This is a genomic window from Bradyrhizobium sp. USDA3516 (genome assembly GCF_057651995.1).
On the sequence record NZ_JBYGYN010000007.1, the window covers coordinates 359083 to 376220 of the forward strand.

The 17138-nt window shown below is 66.4% G+C and carries 13 protein-coding genes; 3 read left to right on the top strand and 10 right to left on the bottom strand.

What is annotated here, in order from left to right; genetic code table 11:
* Positions 1–4: 4 nt before the first annotated feature.
* The 4 genes from cysN to AC24YW_RS23450 form a co-directional block, all read right to left on the bottom strand.
* Entirely contained in the window at positions 5–1900 is a 1896-nt protein-coding gene (gene cysN, locus AC24YW_RS23435; protein ID WP_487484908.1) for a sulfate adenylyltransferase subunit CysN, read from the bottom strand.
* Positions 1900–2874, bottom strand: coding sequence for a sulfate adenylyltransferase subunit CysD (gene cysD, locus AC24YW_RS23440; protein ID WP_487484909.1), 975 nt, complete (start codon positions 2872–2874; stop codon positions 1900–1902). The genes cysN and cysD overlap by 1 nt, the downstream gene beginning before the upstream one ends.
* Complete coding sequence (locus AC24YW_RS23445) at positions 2871–5342, bottom strand: FAD/NAD(P)-binding protein (protein ID WP_487484910.1); 2472 nt, start codon at positions 5340–5342, stop codon at positions 2871–2873. Before AC24YW_RS23445 ends, cysD begins: the two co-directional genes overlap by 4 nt.
* A 142-nt stretch (positions 5343–5484) precedes the next feature.
* A complete protein-coding gene (locus AC24YW_RS23450; RefSeq protein WP_487484911.1) occupies positions 5485–7515 on the bottom strand; it encodes a methyl-accepting chemotaxis protein in 2031 nt (676 codons plus the stop codon).
* A gap of 234 nt (positions 7516–7749) precedes the next feature.
* Between AC24YW_RS23450 and AC24YW_RS23455 the strand changes: the two genes are divergently transcribed.
* On the top strand, positions 7750–8340 hold the full coding sequence (locus tag AC24YW_RS23455; protein ID WP_487484912.1) for a thermonuclease family protein: 591 nt from the start codon (positions 7750–7752) through the stop codon (positions 8338–8340).
* 52 nt (positions 8341–8392) lie between these two features.
* Here AC24YW_RS23455 and AC24YW_RS23460 read toward each other — a convergent pair whose 3' ends face one another.
* Positions 8393–8908 (bottom strand): L,D-transpeptidase, encoded by a 516-nt coding sequence (locus tag AC24YW_RS23460; RefSeq protein WP_487484913.1) that lies wholly within the window; start codon positions 8906–8908, stop codon positions 8393–8395.
* A 424-nt stretch (positions 8909–9332) separates the two neighbouring features.
* The gene (acs, locus tag AC24YW_RS23465; RefSeq protein WP_487484914.1) at positions 9333–11279 is read right to left on the bottom strand and encodes an acetate--CoA ligase; all 1947 of its coding nucleotides are present in this window, start codon (positions 11277–11279) and stop codon (positions 9333–9335) included.
* A gap of 391 nt (positions 11280–11670) precedes the next feature.
* On the opposite strand from acs, the gene AC24YW_RS23470 reads away from it, so the two are divergent.
* Complete coding sequence (locus tag AC24YW_RS23470; protein ID WP_487484915.1) at positions 11671–12840, top strand: DNA topoisomerase IB; 1170 nt, start codon at positions 11671–11673, stop codon at positions 12838–12840.
* 10 nt (positions 12841–12850) lie between these two features.
* Here the strand turns inward: AC24YW_RS23470 and AC24YW_RS23475 are convergent, their stop codons facing one another.
* A complete protein-coding gene (locus AC24YW_RS23475; protein WP_487484916.1) occupies positions 12851–13306 on the bottom strand; it encodes an SRPBCC family protein in 456 nt (151 codons plus the stop codon).
* A 101-nt stretch (positions 13307–13407) separates the two neighbouring features.
* On the opposite strand from AC24YW_RS23475, the gene AC24YW_RS23480 reads away from it, so the two are divergent.
* A complete protein-coding gene (locus AC24YW_RS23480; RefSeq protein WP_487484977.1) occupies positions 13408–14487 on the top strand; it encodes an adenylate/guanylate cyclase domain-containing protein in 1080 nt (359 codons plus the stop codon).
* A 16-nt stretch (positions 14488–14503) separates the two neighbouring features.
* Here the strand turns inward: AC24YW_RS23480 and AC24YW_RS23485 are convergent, their stop codons facing one another.
* The 3 genes from AC24YW_RS23485 to tsaD form a co-directional block, all read right to left on the bottom strand.
* Entirely contained in the window at positions 14504–14917 is a 414-nt protein-coding gene (locus tag AC24YW_RS23485; protein ID WP_487484917.1) for an EVE domain-containing protein, read from the bottom strand.
* 118 nt (positions 14918–15035) lie between these two features.
* Entirely contained in the window at positions 15036–16016 is a 981-nt protein-coding gene (locus AC24YW_RS23490) for an NAD(P)H-dependent glycerol-3-phosphate dehydrogenase (protein WP_487484918.1), read from the bottom strand.
* A 2-nt stretch (positions 16017–16018) separates the two neighbouring features.
* Complete coding sequence (gene tsaD / locus AC24YW_RS23495) at positions 16019–17092, bottom strand: tRNA (adenosine(37)-N6)-threonylcarbamoyltransferase complex transferase subunit TsaD (protein ID WP_487484919.1); 1074 nt, start codon at positions 17090–17092, stop codon at positions 16019–16021.
* Positions 17093–17138: the final 46 nt, after the last annotated feature.

Sequence of the window (17138 nt, forward strand, 5' to 3'; positions counted from 1 at the left end):
GTCGTCACAGGTAATTGTGCTCTCGCAAGTAGCGGATGATGCGTTCGCAGGCCGCCTCGCTCGTCAGTTCCGAGGTGTCGATGGTGATGTCGGGCGCCAACGGTGCTTCGTAGGGGGCGTCGATGCCGGTGAATGCCGGCAGCTGGCCCGACCTAGCCTTGCGATAGAGCCCCTTGGGATCGCGGCGCTCGCATTCGGCAAGCGGCGTCGCGACATGGATCTCGATAAACTCGCCCGCTTCGAGCCGCTGACGCGCCAGCTCGCGCTCGCTGCGGAACGGCGAGATCAGCGCCACCAGCGCGATCAAGCCGGCATCGACGAACAGCCCCGCGATTTCAGCGACGCGCCGGACGTTCTCCGTTCTCTCCGCATTGGAAAAGCCGAGGTCGCGGTTGATGCCGTGACGGAGATTGTCGCCGTCGAGCAACGCGGCATGGCGCCCGAGCTCGGCAAGCCGGCTGTCGACGAGATTGGCGATGGTCGATTTGCCGGCGCCGCTCAGCCCCGTGAACCAGAGCACGCAGGGCCGTTGCTGCTTCAGCCGGGCCCGTACGGATTTGTCGACCGCAAGCCGCTGCCAGTGAACGTTGGTGGCGCGGCGGAGCGACATGTCGATCATTCCCGCCGCGGCGGTGCGATGGCTGATCGGGTCGATCAGGATGAAGCTGCCCATCTCGCGGTTATCGCGATAGGCCTCGAACACCAGCGGGCGGTCGAGATCGAGATGGACATAGCCGATCTCGTTGACGCCGAGCGTGGTGGCGCTTTCCCGCGCCATGGTGTCGATGGCGATCCGGTGCTCGAGCGTCGTGATCACCGCGCCCGTCGAGGCGGTGCCGCACCGGAGCAGATAGCGGCGGCCGGCGGCCATGGCCTCGCCATCGAACCAGACGAGATGAGCCGCGAGATGATCCGACACCGGCGCTGCAGCTCCGGCGGTCAGCACGTCGCCGCGGCTGACGTCGATCTCGTCGGCGAGCGTGAGGGTGACGGACTCACCCGACCTTGCGTGATCGCGTTCGCCGGTGGGCGTGAGAATGCGCGCGATGCGGGTCTGGTGTCCCGACGGCTGCGCGCGAACGGCATCGCCCACTGCGATCGTTCCACTCGCGATCCGTCCGCAGAAGCCGCGAAAATCCGCATGCGGCCGGCTCACCCATTGCACCGGCAGCCGGAACGGTTGCTGCGAGGCGTCGCCGGCGACGTCCACGGCTTCCAGATAGGCCGCAATGGTCGGCCCCGTGTACCAGGACATGCGCGTGCTCGCAGCGACGATGTTGTCGCCGTCGGGCGCCACGACCGGGATGCATTGGACCTGGGAGATCCCGAGCTGGCCGGCCAGAGTCAGGTATTCGGCCGTGATGGAAGCGAAGCGATCGCCGTCGAATCCGATCAGGTCCATCTTGTTCACGGCGAGCACGACGTGGCGGATGCCGAGCAGCGACAGGATGTGGCTGTGGCGGCGCGTCTGCGTGATCACGCCCTTGCGCGCATCGACCAGCACCACGGCAAGATCGGCATTGGAGGCGCCGGTCGCCATGTTGCGCGTGTACTGCGTATGTCCCGGCGTGTCCGCGACGATGAAGCGGCGCAGCTTCGTGGCGAAGAAGCGGTAGGCTACGTCGATGGTGATGCCTTGCTCGCGTTCCGCCTGCAACCCGTCGACGAGCAGCGCGAAATCGAGGTCGCCGCCGGTGGTGCCGGCGGTCTTGCTCTCCGAAGCGAGGGCGTCGAGCTGATCGTCGAGCAGCGTCTTCGAATCGTAGAGCAGCCGGCCGACCAGCGTGCTCTTGCCGTCGTCGACGCTGCCGCAGGTGACGAAACGCAGCGTCGGGCGATCGTCCTGTTCGAGCCGCGGCGCATCGGCCGCGGTGATCGTCGGTGCCTCGTGATAGGACATCAGAAATAACCTTCCGCCTTCTTGCGCTCCATCGATGCGGGGCTGTCCCGGTCGATCATGCGTCCCTGTCGTTCGGAGCTGCGCGATGCCATCATCTCCTGCACGATCTCGGGCAGGGTTGCCGCCGTCGAGCTCGTTGCGCCGGTGAGAGGATAGCAGCCGAGGGTGCGGAACCTGACGGAGCGCCATTGCGGCGCTTCGCCTGGCTGCAGCGGCATCCGCTCGTCGTCCACCATGATCAATGCTCCGTCGCGCTCGACCACGGGGCGCGACGCTGCGAGATAGAGCGGAACGATCGGGATGTCCTCGAGCAGGATGTAGTCCCACACGTCGAGCTCGGTCCAATTCGACAGCGGAAACACCCGCATGCTCTCGCCGGGCGCGAGCCTCGTATTGTACAAGCCCCACAGCTCCGGCCGCTGGTTCTTCGGATCCCAGCGATGCGCCGCGCTGCGGTGCGAGAACACGCGCTCCTTGGCGCGCGACTTCTCCTCGTCGCGCCGCGCCCCTCCGATCGCGGCGTCGAAGCCGTGGAAGTCCAGCGCCTGTCGCAGCGCTTGCGTCTTCATGATGTCGGTGTAGCGGGCCGAGCCGTGGCTAAAAGGGTCGATGCCCTGGCTCAATCCGTCATTGTTGGTATGGACGATCAGCTCGAGGCCGAGCTCGCGCGCACGGCGGTCCCGAAACGCGATCATCTCGCGAAACTTCCAGGTCGTATCGACATGCAGCAGCGGAAACGGCGGCTTGCCGGGATCGAAGGCCTTCATCGCCAGATGCAGCAGCACCGAGGAGTCCTTCCCGATGGAATACAGCATGACCGGCTTGCGGAACTCGGCCGCCGTCTCTCGCAGGATGTGGATGCTTTCCGCCTCCAGCCGTCGAAGATGGTTGGTGGGGCTGCGGGGGACGAGCGCCTCGCTGGAGACGATGCGCACCGGCGTGTCGATCGTGACGGAATCGGTCTGTCCGGTCATGCGGCTGTACCCAGGCGGTCGCCGAACAGGCGGACGGCGGTGTCGACGTCCAGCGAGAGGTCGCTGATGCAGGCCGCGACCGAGGCGCGATACATGTCGTCGATGCCATAACGCCCGATCAGCTCGAGCTGGGCCTCGTTCAGCGAGGTCGTCTTGCGGCTGCGGTAGCGATAGGCGGTGTCGGATCCGTGCAGGCCGGACACCGTGTAGACCTTGGGCTCGCTGAGGAAGGTGACGCCCGAGCCCTTCGATTCGATCTGCCCGCGGTCGCGCCAGTCGGTGACCGCGCTCTCGGTGTAGCGGAGGCCGAGGCCGAGCCGGTCGAACAGCTTTCGTACCGATCCGGTGGCGTCCTTGCTGGCTTCATAAACGTAATGCGTGACCGGCACGCCGTGCCGCCTCGCATAACTCTCGACGCGAAGCGCGTTCAACGACGCGATCACGTAGTTCTGGATCAGGCGATCTTCCGGAACGCGGTCCGACCATTTCTCGAGCCAGGAGGCGAGCGAGCTCGCGGGGTCGCGGTCGAGCATGATCATGTGGAGCTTCTCGGCCGGCCAGCCGGCCTCGATCAGCGGCTGGAGCGGCAGGAACAGGCTTTCGGCCAGCACGTAGGGCCCGGCCATCTCCTTGCTGAAGATATGCGGCTGCTCGGAGGCCTGCGGCACGGCCCAGGGCTCGCCCGCGTTTCCAAGGAGCCGGTGGCGCAGTACGACCTTCACTGGTTGGAAGTATGAGGGCATGCCCGCCAGGCCGAAGAGATTGGTGAGCGCGGTCGAACCCACACGGCAGCGCCCCCATGCGCAGTAGAGTGTCGGGAAGTCCTCAGGCGACCAGCTCCGGAACGCCCGGCCGAGGCAGTCCCTCACCTCCCACATCAGCTCATCGAGCGCCGCCGGCCTGTTCTGGAACTTGCCGTCCGGCACCAGAACCATCGTGTCGAGCGAGGGATGGTCACGGCGCACGAGATCGGCCAGGCGATCGGTTTCTTCGAGGGACGTCGGGATGGTGCTCATCTGCGAGCCTTTCGGGTTGAGGATCGAATCGACCACGGCCTCGGCGCGATGCATGTTGATGTCGACGGCGCCGGCGAAGAAGTGCGCGCCCTTGGTCGGACCACCGACGGCGTAAACGTTCGGATAGGGATTGCCGTGGCGGTCGAGGACGCGACTGTCGTCGTAGCTGCAGCGAACGCCGCCGAGCGGATCGAGCGTGACGAGGCCCTGCCGCTGCAGGTCCGAATAGAGCGGGCTGGTGTCCAGCCGATAGGACGGACCCGTCGCGTCGATGATGCAATCGACGTCGCGATGTTCGCCGCCGCCGAGATGTGCGCGAAAGCGGTCGCCGAACTCAGTCACATTGCGGAGCCGGGCGTATGCCGATAGCCGTCCCGACCGCATCAGATCGCGGATCCGGATCGCGTTCTCCATCGGCATTGCCGACCGGTTGCGGAGCCAGCCGGAATTGTACACCTCCATGAACCGTGCCTTCTCGGCCTCGTCCATCCTGCTCCAGGCTTCGCAGACAACGTTGGCGATGCTGGCGAGGTAGCAGTGGACGTTCGGCTGGCTGGTCTCCGCCTCCGCGATATTGCGCTCGAGGTCGGCGAGCGCATCACTGGAGATATCGCGGCACGACAGGTCGCAATCGAGGCCGGTGATCTCGACCAGCAGGTCGGAAAGGCGGTGGGCGAACGCATCCGCCTGGATCCGTTTGCGGCCGACCACGTAGCGATGCAGAGCGTCGTGGAAATCGCTCGTGATTGCTGGCATCGCGACCGGCTGGACCGTGGGGAACAGGCCGCTTCGCGAGAAGCAGACCATCCTGACATGATCATGCGTCTTCGCCAGCGCCATCGCGGTGTCGACCGCGCTCAGGCCGCTTCCGAGGATGCCGATCTCGGTGTCGTCGCGGTCGGTGAAACTGAACTGGGCGTAGGGGTCGCGAATGTAGTTCGGGTGCTCTCCGAGACCGTAATGATCCTCGGGCGCGTTGTGACCCGTGCAAAGTATCATGACGGAAGAGATGTGCGTGATGTTGCGGTCGGTGGTCAGCAGGACGGCGCCATCCGGCGAGAGCCGCATGCGGATGATTTCCGCCTGCTCGATGTGTACCGGCACGCCGGCACTGCGGCATTGCTCGATCGCCGCGTTGCGGACCGTGTCCAGATAGTCGCGATAGACCATCCGAGGCAGATGATCGTTGTGGCCGCAGTCGAGGCCGTACGCCTGGGCCCAGCGCAAGAACTCCTCGGCGTCGCCGGGTCGGATCGACATCTTCCCCGCCTTCATGTTGAGGAGATGGCGGTCGCTCTCCGTACGGTACGCTACGCCGCCGTCGAAGCCCGATTTGTCGAAGAGCTGGATGCCGCTGACGGCACCCTTGTCCCGTCCCGAAGCGGCGAGCTCCGCCAGATGACGCAGGATCGTGATGCCGGTTGCGCCGCCGCCGACAATGCTGATGATCATCGCTCAATCCCCCTGTTCACCATGTTTGACCCAGGCGCGAGCGGGGGCTCGGCGTGGGGGCCTCCCAAAGCCGTTGGTTGTTCGAAGCGTCAGAAAGTCGAGTTGCGGCCGGCCTCAGGTCGGCTGCAGGACGTGCGGGACCTCAGGCGGCCCGCACCGTGTCGAGGAACTTTGCGACCTCGCTCTTGAGGCGGCCACTCTCGGTCGAGAGTGAGCGCGCCGATGCCAGAACCTGCGTCGAAGCCGAGCCGGTGGCGCTTGCGCCATGGCTGACCTGGCCGATCTTGTCTGCAACTTCGACCGTGCCCTTGGCGGCTTCGCTGACGTTGCGTGCGATCTCGGCCGTCGCGGCGCTCTGCTCCTCGATGGTGGCCGCGATGGTGGTCGAGATGTCCGAAATCCTGGAGATCGTCGCGCCGATCTCCTTGATGGCGCTGACCGAATCTTCGGTCGCCGACTGCATCCCGGCGATCTGTGTACCGATCTCGTCGGTGGCCCGCGCGGTCTGGGCCGCCAGCGCCTTGACCTCGCTCGCCACCACGGCAAAGCCGCGACCGGACTCGCCGGCGCGGGCCGCCTCGATGGTGGCGTTGAGGGCCAGCAGATTGGTCTGCTCAGCGATGGCGGTGATCAGCTTGACGACGTCGCCGATCCGGCCTGCGGCCTTGAGCAATTCATTGATCCTGATATCCGTGCGTTCCGCCTGCTTCACGGCTTCGCCGGCGATCCGGCTGGCGTCGTGGACCTGACGGCCGATCTCGACCACCGATGCGCTCATTTCCTCGGCGGCGGATGCCACGGCTCCGACATTGGTGGAGGCTTCCTCGGAGGCCGCGGCCACCATTCCGGAGAGCGCCTCGGTCTCTTCCGCAGTCCCCGACAACGTGCCGGCGGCGGATTCGAGTTGTTGCGAGGCGACGGAAACCGAGTTGACGATGCCGCCGACAGCATCCTCGAACGCGCCGGCCAGCCGGATCATCTCCTGCTTGCGCCGCGCGACGGCTGCGGCCTCCTGGTCCTTCTGCTCGGCTTCCATCTGCTCGATGCGGATCAGATTGTCCCGGAAGGTGCGGGCCGCGCGGGCATTGTCGCCGACCTCGTCGCCGCGGGCCGTATAGGGAATATCGACGGCCTTGTTGCCGCCTGCCAGCTGCAGCAGCACGTCGCCGATGCGGCGGATCGGGCGAGCGATGGTCAGCACCGAAAACAGCGCCGAGCCGGCAAGGACCAGGATCACGAGCACACCGACGGCGAGGCTGACCGTGGCGGTCTGCTCGAGCGCGGCCACCAGCTGGCTTTGCCGGAGAGCCATGAATTCGTTGTTGGCGGAGACCAGCTTGTCGACGCGCGTGGTGATTTCCGCGGCGGCCGGAAGCACTTGCTCCTTGAAGATGCGATTCTTGGTCTCCTCCGCCTTCGCTGCGGCGCCGGTGGCCGACTTGTAGCGCCCGGCGAGTGCGGCGAGCGCGTCGATGACGTCGGCCACATCCTTGTCGGTGGCGATCTGGCGGACCTGTCTCAGCACACGGATCATGGCGTCCGCGCGTCCGGACACACGGTCCTTCTGGTCGAGCTCGCCCGTTGCCGTGAAGTGCCAGTTCGCAGCGCTGACCGCCTTGAACAAGGCGTCGGCTTCCCGCAGCCCGATCTCGATGTTGAGACGATTCTGCGATGCTGCGATCGCGGGCGAAGCGAGCAGCTTCTCGAGCGCCTTGCTCCAGGCCTCCTCGATCTGGTTCGCGGCGGTGAACTCGGCGACGACAGAGCCGCGCGCCTCGCCCAGCTCGTTGGCCGCCTTCAGGGACGTCTCGAGTAGGGCCTTCACCTCGCGGCAGAGCTGTTTGGCTTCGGCGCGCCGGGACCGCTCCAGTGCGGCGTCGATCTCGGTCGTGGCACTCGCGATGGAGCGGCGCAGCGTGTCGAGATGTTTGGCGAGGCTTTCGGCCGTGGCTGCGGATCCGATTTCCGCCACGGCGAGCCGTGCGCGGGTCATTGCGAGCTCGGCGCCCTGGGCGTTGGCCTTGTTGGCGGTGTTGATGACCACCATCCGGCTCAGTTCCGCGATCTGCTCGTTGCGAATGAGCTGGTTGGTGAGCATGCCTCCGACGAGAAGAACCCCCGCAGTCGCGGTCAGCCCCAGCTTTGTACCGATGCGAAACTTGAACGATGCCATGTTTACCGCCCCCCACACGCAACACGAGTACGCCGTCTTAATACTGAATTCTGCGTGAACATCAAACTCCGTACAACTACAGGAGGTAACGAACGGAGAGCGCTTGGAACAGCGTGCGGCGCATAGGTACGATCGTCCGTCGCGGCGATACGGCGCGAACGGCTTGCTCAATGATGACGGGCCGCGAGCGCGCAAGCCTTGCCGGTTTCCCCGACTCAGTCCTAGCGTGAGCCAATGCAATACCGGGATCGACCTCATTCTCGTCGGCCGCAATTCGGCGGCTCGCCGTTCAGCCCACGCTTCTCCGGACTGCTGGCGTGGATGTTCGTGGTTGGTGTCGTGGCGGCGGTCGTGCTGGGCTTTCGGCACGGCACGAGCTGGCTGGTCCCGCGTGAAACCGACGATCGCTCGCTGGATGCCGCGATCATCTTGCGGCAATCCGGCAATGGACAGGGCCGACAGCCGGTCGAGGTCATCCGCACTGTCGATGGCGACACCTTTCTCGCACGGGTGCATCAGCAGGGCGGCCGCGATCTCGTCGCACGCGTTCGGCTACGCGGCATCGATGCACCGGAGCTGAAGGCGTCCTGTCAGGAGGAATTGAACAAAGCGGAAGCCGCGGCCGAGGCACTGCGCGGGCTGCTCGGCCAGGGCGGTGTCACGGTCACCAATCTCGGCGCCGACAAGTACGGGCGCGTTCTCGCCGATGTCGCGACCAGACGCACCGCCGACGTCGCAGCCGCCCTGCTCGCGGGCGGCTATGTGCGCAGCTACAATGGCGGCCACCGCGACGGCTGGTGCGCGCGGGGCTGGCGCTTCTGGTAACGAGAAAGGCGCGTCGCACGACGCGGCTTTGATTGTCCTCTCCCCTGAGCGATCAGCGCGTCACGACCACCGTCGTGCCGACGGAGACGCGGCCGTAGAGATCGGTGATGTCGTCGTTGAGCATGCGGATGCAGCCATAGGAGACGAAGCCGCCGATCGAGCCCGGCACGTTGGTGCCGTGGATGGCATATTCGCCGCCGGCAAGGGTCATCGCCGCAACGCCCATCGGGTTGCGCGGCGAGCCGCCTGGAATGACGTCGGGCATGTTCGGCTTGTCGCGCTTCACCTCGGCGGGCGGCGCCCAGGCCGGATTGAGATATTTGCCGTCGATCCTCGTCGTGCCGGCCCACTGCTTGCCCGCCCTGCCGACGCCGACCGGATAGCGCACCGCGTGGCCGTTCCCGAGGATGAGATAAAGCCGCCGCTCGCTGGTCTTGACCACGATGGTGCCCGGCGAATAATCGGCCAGGTGGGCCCCCACCATTTCCGGCCGCGCCTGCGCAGCCGTCGACGTCAAGACTCCAGCCGCGATGGTGGCGGCCAGCGCCACCGCAATCCTCATCGACATCGATGCTTCCCCTTGCCCAAAACGGATCGTCCAAATGACGCGGAACCGGCAATCGCCGCCGCACCAAGCCCTCGTCGATGCTCATTCTTAACCGCGCCCGTTAACCCAATGGTTTCCACGCGCGGCTGCCGAGGGCCGGCCAGCAGGGGAACAAAGGAAATGTTCGAAATAAAGTAAATGACCTGAAAACAACACTCGGCCGGAAAGTTGCAGGCGCGCTGCCGCGCCGCCTGACAACATAGTGAGGGTGTGAATGGCCGTTGGTTGAGAGGGGCGGCACGCGCTCTCGTGTCCCGGACAAAGCGCAGCGAAGCAGAGCGGCGATCCGGGACCCAGTTCTTTCTTTCAGTCGATCGCTGGACCCGGCTCAGCAGCGTAGCGCTGAAGTAGCGCTGCGCTGCGTCCGGGGCGCGAGACCGGATCCTTACGCCGACTTCTTGTTCTGCCGGTTCTTGACGAGATCATCGACCACGGCGGGATCGGCGAGGGTCGAGGTGTCGCCGAGGCTGCCCGGCTCGTCCTCGGCGATCTTGCGCAGGATGCGGCGCATGATCTTGCCGGAGCGGGTCTTGGGCAGGCCCGGGGCGAACTGGATCTGGTCGGGCGAGGCGATCGGGCCGATCTCCTTGCGCACCCAGGTCACGAGCTCCTTGCGCAGCTCGTCGCTCGGCTGCACGCCGGCCATCAGGGTGACATAGGCGTAGATGCCCTGGCCCTTGATGTCGTGCGGGAAGCCGACGACCGCTGCTTCCGACACTTTCTCGTGCGCCACCAACGCGCTCTCGACTTCGGCGGTGCCCATGCGGTGGCCGGAGACGTTGATGACGTCGTCGACGCGGCCGGTGATCCAGTAATAGCCGTCGGCGTCGCGGCGGCAGCCGTCGCCGGTGAAGTACTTGCCTTTGTAGGTCGAGAAGTAAGTTTGTTCGAAGCGGGCGTGGTCGCCATAGACCGTGCGCATCTGGCCGGGCCACGAGCGCGTCAGGCAGAGATTGCCTGATGTCTCGCCTTCGAGCACCTTGCCGTCGGCATCGACGATCTCGGGCACCACGCCGAAGAACGGCTGTGTCGCCGAGCCGGGCTTCAGCTTGGTCGCGCCCGGCAGCGGCGTGATCAGGATGCCGCCGGTCTCGGTCTGCCACCAGGTGTCGACGATCGGGCAGCGGTCGTCGCCGACGACGCGGTGATACCACTCCCAGGCTTCGGGATTGATGGGCTCCCCGACCGAGCCGAGCAGGCGGAGCGAGGCGCGCGAGGTCTTCTTCACCGGCTCGTCGCCGGACTGCATCAGCGCGCGGATCGCGGTCGGCGCGGTGTAGAAGATGTTGACCTTGTGCTTGTCGATGACGTTCCAGAACCGCGAATTATCCGGATAGTTCGGCACGCCCTCGAACATCAGCGTTGTCGCCCCGTTCGCCAGTGGCCCGTAAAGGATGTAGCTGTGGCCGGTGACCCAGCCGACGTCGGCGGTGCACCAGTAGATGTCGCCGTCGTGATAGTCGAAGACGTATTGATGCGTCATCGAGGCGAACACGAGATAGCCGCCGGACGTGTGCAGTACGCCCTTGGGCTGGCCGGTCGAACCCGATGTGTAGAGGATGAACAGCGGGTCCTCGGCGTGCATGTGCTCGACCGGGCATTCCGTGGTCACCATCGCCGCCGCCTCGTGGTACCAGAGGTCGCGCGTCGGGTTCATGTCGACCTTGGCGCCGGTGCGCTTGACCACGACGACCCAGTCGACGCCATCGGCCTTGGCGAGCGCGGCATCGACATTGGCCTTCAGCGGCACCTTCTTGCCGCCGCGCAGGCCTTCGTCCGCGGTGATGATGACCTTGGATTTACAGTCGTTGATGCGCTGGGCGAGGCTATCAGGTGAGAAACCCGCGAACACCACGGAGTGGATCGCGCCGATCCGCGCGCAGGCCAGCATCGCGTAGGCGGCCTCGGGGATCATCGGCAGGTAGATGGTGACGCGATCGCCCTTCCCGACGTTGCGGGTACGCAGGATGTTTGCCATCCGGCAGACCTCGTCATGCAGCTCCTTGTAGGTGATATGCTTGGACTGCGAGGGATCGTCGCCCTCCCAGATGATCGCGGTCTGGTTGGCGCGTTTGGCGAGATGCCGGTCGATGCAATTGTAGGCGACGTTGAGGATGCCGTCCTCGAACCATTTGATCGAGATGTTGCCGGGTGCGAACGAGACGTTCTCGATTTTCGTCGGCGCGTGCATCCAGTCGATGCGCTTGGCCTGCTCCGCCCAGAAACCGTTCGGGTCCGAGATCGAGCGGGCGTACATCTCCTTGTACTTGGCCTGGTCGACCCAGGCGCGCTTCGCCCACTCCGCGGGGACGTCGTAGATCTTCTCGGACATGCTTCCCTCCACATGCGGCAAGCTCAGGCAATGCCGACAGCATCATTCGATGGATTATGCGTCGGGCTAACCGGACCCGACAAGGAGCACAAGCTGGACCTTCGACGGGCAGCCGGCCATGCGGAGGATCAAGGTCGCGAAGGCCCGCCGTCGCAAATCTGAAACAGGGCCGACGGACGCCTTTCGGCTCTTTGCCCGAACCGCCAGAAGGGACGCCGCAGAGCCCCATGCGCGGATGAGAGGTATTTAGCAACCTCTTCTCACTGATTCGGGACTCGCAATCGTGTTCGGAACACCCTAAATGGCCAACCCGGGTCCAAAGAGACCCCCTCGGAACAAAAATCAGAACAGCGGCATTGAACGATAACAGACAGGGCTAAGGCGTAAGACCATGATGGATCAGCAGAATCTCGGGACGATACGGCCCGCTTCAGCCGATCCTGCGGCCATTGCCTTGGCCAAGGCACTCGGACAATGGCCGAAACCGGGCGGTTTCAGGCGCGCGAGCCCCAAGAAGACCTACGACACGGCGCCTGCGGCGACGGTCGAGGCCCTCGCCAAGGAGCTGGGCTTGCGGCTCGGCGACCAGAACGAGCTGACCATCCGCCGGATCAAGCGCGGCAAGGGCTATTCCTTCGTCCGTCCCAACGGCGCCCATATCCGCGACGCCCGCACCATCCGGCGGCTGCACGCCATGGCGGTGCCGCCGGCCTATCGCGAGGTGCGCTACTCCGCCGATCCCAACTTACACCTCCAGGCGGTGGGCCGCGATGCCGCAGGCCGGCTGCAATATCGCTATCACGCCGACTGGGAGAAGGTCCGCGAGCAGCGCAAGGCGCATCGCCTGGCAAAGCTCGTCGGCGCGCTGCCGAAGATCCGGCGCAAGGTCTCGGCGTTCCTGTCGGGCGACGAGCCGACGCGCGAGTTCGCGCTCTCGGCCGTGATCGAGCTGATCGCGCGCACCGCGATCCGCCCCGGTAATGAATCCTACGCCCGCCTCAACGGCACCCGCGGCGCGACCACGCTGCTGAAGTCCAACGTCACGCTGGAAGACGATTGTTTCGTGCTGACCTTCAAGGCCAAGGGCGGCAAGGCGGTGCGCAAAGAGTGCGACGCCGCCAAGCTGGTGCGCGCCATCGGCATTTTGCAGAGCGTTCCCGGCAAGCGCATGTTCCAATATCGCGACGCCTCCGGCATCGTGCGCGCGGTCAATACCACCCAGGTGAACGCGTTTCTGCGCGAGATCGCCGGCATCAAGATTTCCCTGAAGGATTTCCGCACGCTGATGGCCTCCGCCGTCGTGGTGGAATCGCTGTCGCGGATCACGCCGGCGAGCAGCCAGCGCGGCCGCAAGAAGCAGGTGCTGGATGCGATCCGCGCCGCCGCCGATCAGCTCTCCAACACGCCGGCGATCTGCCGCAAGAGCTACGTCCACGACACCATCGTCACCGCCTTCGAGGAGGGCATCCTCGAGCGCTTCGCCGCGACCATGACGGGCCAGCGCTCGCAGGCCAGGCGCGAGCAGCTGCTGGCGCAGGTGGTGGCGACCGCGGCGGTCTGACCTCACCGCGCTATGTTTTGCCTGAAACGCCCACGTCCGGTCCGGGATCGCCGCCTGCGGCTGCGATCGTGAGCCGCGCCAGATAGTGCGCCCAACCCGTTGCATGGGCGGCCGCCTGCGTTTCGCTCGGCAGGCCGCTATGGGTCATGCGCAGCAGCGTGCCGCCGTCCTGCTCGATCAGGTCGATCTCGATCAGGCTCGAGCCGGGCGGCACTTCCTGACCGCCCTCCCAGCCGAACGTGTAGGCAAGACGATGCACCGGCACGACCTCGCGGAACGCGCCGCGGGCGATGCCGCCGCGCGGGCTGACGCCCTTGAGCAGGTAGAGCCCGCCGGGATACGGCTCGGTGGTTGCGTCGGAGCCCATCCAGCTCATGATCTTTTCGGGGTCGGTGAGATAAGCGAAGACGGTGGCGCGCGGGGCCGCGATCTGGGTCTCGCGTCGCACTATGAACGGCTCGGGCATCGGCGATCATCCCTGGTCTGATCTTGGGACATGGCGGCGGCCCTGCGCTCCGTCAAGGATTGCCCGTGGCAAAGACGGCCCTGTTTCGCCATGATCGCCTCATGCAGCTGTCCCCGACCCTCGCCTGGCTCCTCGACGCCGCTTCGGATTGTCGCGGGGCCGACCGCCTGCTTGCGGAGCTCGGCGCGCATCTGGCCGCCGACGGCGTTCCACTCGCGGCGGGCGCCCTGACGCTGGAGGTGCCGCATCCGCTGATCGCGAAGCGGACCTGGCTGTGGCGTGCCGATAGCGGCCAGGTGATCGAAGCGCTCGGCTTCGCGCCGGGCGGCCTCGCGCCCGATCCACCCGACGATGCCGGCCGCCGCTGGCTGCGCGATATTGTCGGCGGCGAGGTGCATGAAGATGTCGCCGGACGGCCCGATGGGCCGCTGCTGGGCTGGATCGGGCCGCGTCCGTTCACGGCGGATGAGATCGCGCAATTGCATCAAGCCGCGCGTTTCGCCGCGACGCCGCTCGCCCTGCTCGTCGCGCGCGCCACCTTGCGGGCAACGCTCGATGCTTACCTCGGCACGCGTAGCGCGGAGCGGGTGCTCGCCGCGCCTTTGCGCCGCGATCTCGGCGAGACCATCCAGGCTGCACTGCTCTATGCGGACCTGCGCAATTTCACGACCCTGTCGGAGACCACACCGCCGGCTGACGTCATCGCGGCGCTCGACGCCTGGTTCGATCGTATTGCCGGCGCGGTTCACGCCTTCGGCGGCGAGGTGCTGAAATTCATCGGCGACGGCGTGCTCGCGATCTTTCCGGTGCTCGAGGCATCCCCGCGCCGAGCCTGTGACGCTGCTCTGCGCGCGGCAAGCGCCGCCGAAGCCGGCATGGCGTACCTCAACAAGGAGCGCCGCGCGCAAGGGCTGCCGACGCTGTCGTTCGGCGCCGCGCTTCATCTCGGCGAGATGCTCTGGGGCAACATCGGCGCCGCTAACCGCCTCGACTTCACCGCGATCGGTCCCGCCGTCAACCTCGCCAGCCGGCTGGAGGGATTGTGCAAGCAGCTGGGCCGGACGGTGCTGGTGTCGGGCGCACTCGCCGCCGAGACGGAGATGCCGCTGGTTGCGCTCGGGACGCATGAGCTGCGCGGCATCGCCGCGCCGTGCGAGGTGTTCACATTGCCGGAGACGTGAGGGCAGTCGGCAACGCTTACATCCCACCCATCTTGCAGACGAGCTTCCACTCCTCCGCCGTCACCGGCTGCACCGACAGACGCGAATATTTCACCAGCGCCATATCCGCGAGCTTCTTATCCGCCTTGATCGCGGCCATCGTCACCGGTGTCTTCAGGGGCTTGTCGGCCTTGAGGTCGACGCAGACGAACTTGCCGGTCTTGTCGGTCGGATCGGGATAGGCCTCCTTGATGATCTCGGCGATGCCGACGATCTCCTTGCCCTCGTTGGAATGATAGAAGAACGCCTTGTCGCCCTTCTTCATGTTCACGAGGTTCTGGCGCGCGGTGAAATTGCGCACGCCGGTCCAGGCCTCGCCCTTGGCGCCCTTCGCAACCTGCTGGTCCCAGGACCACACCGACGGTTCGGATTTCACGAGCCAGTAGTTCATGACAACGCGCCCTATCCATTCGTCATGGCCGGGCTTGTCCCGGCCATCCACGTCTTTGTCACCGGTTCAATATCAAGACGTGGATGCCCGCGACAAGCGCGGGCATGACGAGAAGACGTCATTCCTCTGCCTTGAAGGGGCGCGTCATCAGCGCCGAGATCGCGGCATCGATCGTGCTTCGGCCGCTCAGGATCGATGCGACCGCCTCCGATACCGGCAACTCGATGTTCTGCGAAGCGGCGAGCTCGATCAGCACGGGGGCGGTGAACTCGCCCTCGGCGAGCTTGCCGGCGGGAGGCTGCTCGCCGCGCCCGAGCGCGAGGCCGAGCGCGAAATTGCGTGATTGCGGGCTCGAGCAGGTCAGAATGAGATCACCGAGGCCCGACAGGCCGGTGAGCGTCTCGCTGCGTGCGCCGAGCGCGCGGCCGAGGCGCGTCAGCTCGGCAAAGCCGCGGGTCGTGAGCGCCGCCTGCGCGGAGGCGCCAAGCTTGCGCCCGACCGCGATGCCGACCGCGATCGCCAGCACGTTCTTGGCGGCGCCGCCGATCTCGACGCCGCGGATGTCGGTGGAGTGATAGGGGCGGAATGTCGGCGAGCCCAGCGCCTGCACCAGGCTGCTGGCCAGCGCCTCATCGCTTGCGGCCAGGGTCACTGCCGTCGGCAGGCCGCGTGCGACGTCGTCGGCAAAGCTCGGCCCGGACAGGATCGCCGGCCGCGCGTGCGGCGCGGCTTCGGCGATCACGTCGGTCATGAACTTGTGGGTGCCGTGCTCGATGCCCTTGGCGCAGGCGACGATCGGTACCGGCGTCGTGATGTGCGAGGCCAGCATGTTGACGGCGCTGCGCAAATGTTGCGCCGGCGTCGCGATCAACAGCACGTCCGCACGCGCGGCGAGCGCCAGATCGCTCATCACGACGATTTCAGGCGCGATCCGAAACCCGGGCAGCCGCGGATTGTCGCGCGTCGACGCGATCCGCGCGGCATGCTCGGCATTGCGCGCCCACAGCGTCACGTTTCGCCCGGCTCGCGCCGCCACCGTCGCCAGCGCCGTACCCCAGGCGCCCGCGCCGATCACTGCGACGGATTGCGGCGCAGTCATCGCTAATATCCCGCCCGCGTCTTGCCGTAGCCCGCGGGCGCCGTCGCGCTGGCGTCGAGCAGCCAGCGTGCGCGCGGCTGCGCGTCCATCGTGTCGGTCAGGCCGAGCGCGAGGCGCTCGGCGCCGGCCCAGGCGATCATGGCGCCGTTGTCGGTGCACAGCGCGGGTGGCGGCATGATCAGCTGCGTCCCGGCCCGCCTCGCGACATCGTCGAGCGCGCCGCGGATTGCCTGATTGGCGGCGACGCCGCCGGCAGCCACGAGCGCGCGCGGTGCGCCGAACTGTTCGCGGAACAGCCTGAGGCCGACGCTCAGCCGGTCGGCCGTCGAATCGAGAACGGCGGCCTGGAAGCTGGCGCAGAGATCGCTGATGTCCTGCGGCATGAGCTCGGCCAGCCGGCTCGCTTCGGTGCGCACGGCCGTTTTCAATCCCGACAGCGAGAAATTGGCATCGGGGCGTCCCTGCATCGGCCGCGGAAGCGCAAAGCGCGCGGCGTCGCCGCCTGCCGCCGCGCGTTCGACCTGCGGGCCGCCGGGATAGGGCAGGCCCAGCATCTTCGCGACCTTGTCGAAGGCCTCGCCGATGGCGTCGTCGACCGTAGTGCCGAGCCGCACATATTGGCCGACGCCGGTGACCGCGACGATCTGGGTATGGCCGCCCGAGGCGAGGAACAGGCAATAGGGAAATTCGATGCCGTCGGTGAGGCGCGGCGTCAGCGCATGCGCTTCGAGATGGTTCACCGCGACCAGCGGCGTGTCGTGCACCATCGCGATTGCCTTCGCGGTGGTGAGTCCGACGATGACGCCGCCGATCAGCCCGGGCCCCGCGGCCGCCGCGACGCCGGCGAGCTGGGCATAATCGATGCCCGCCTCGTTCATGGCGCGGCCGATGATCCCGTCGAGCACGTCGACATGCGCGCGCGCGGCGATCTCCGGCACCACGCCGCCGAAGCGGGCATGCTCGGCGATCTGCGACCGCACGATGTTGGACAGGATCTTGCCGCTACCGTCGGCCGCGCGTTCGATCACGGCCGCGGCGGTCTCGTCGCAGGTGGTTTCGATGCCCAGCACCAGCATTGGCGAATTGTTATCCAATTTGCGCCCTTGCGCTCATCCATAAAGC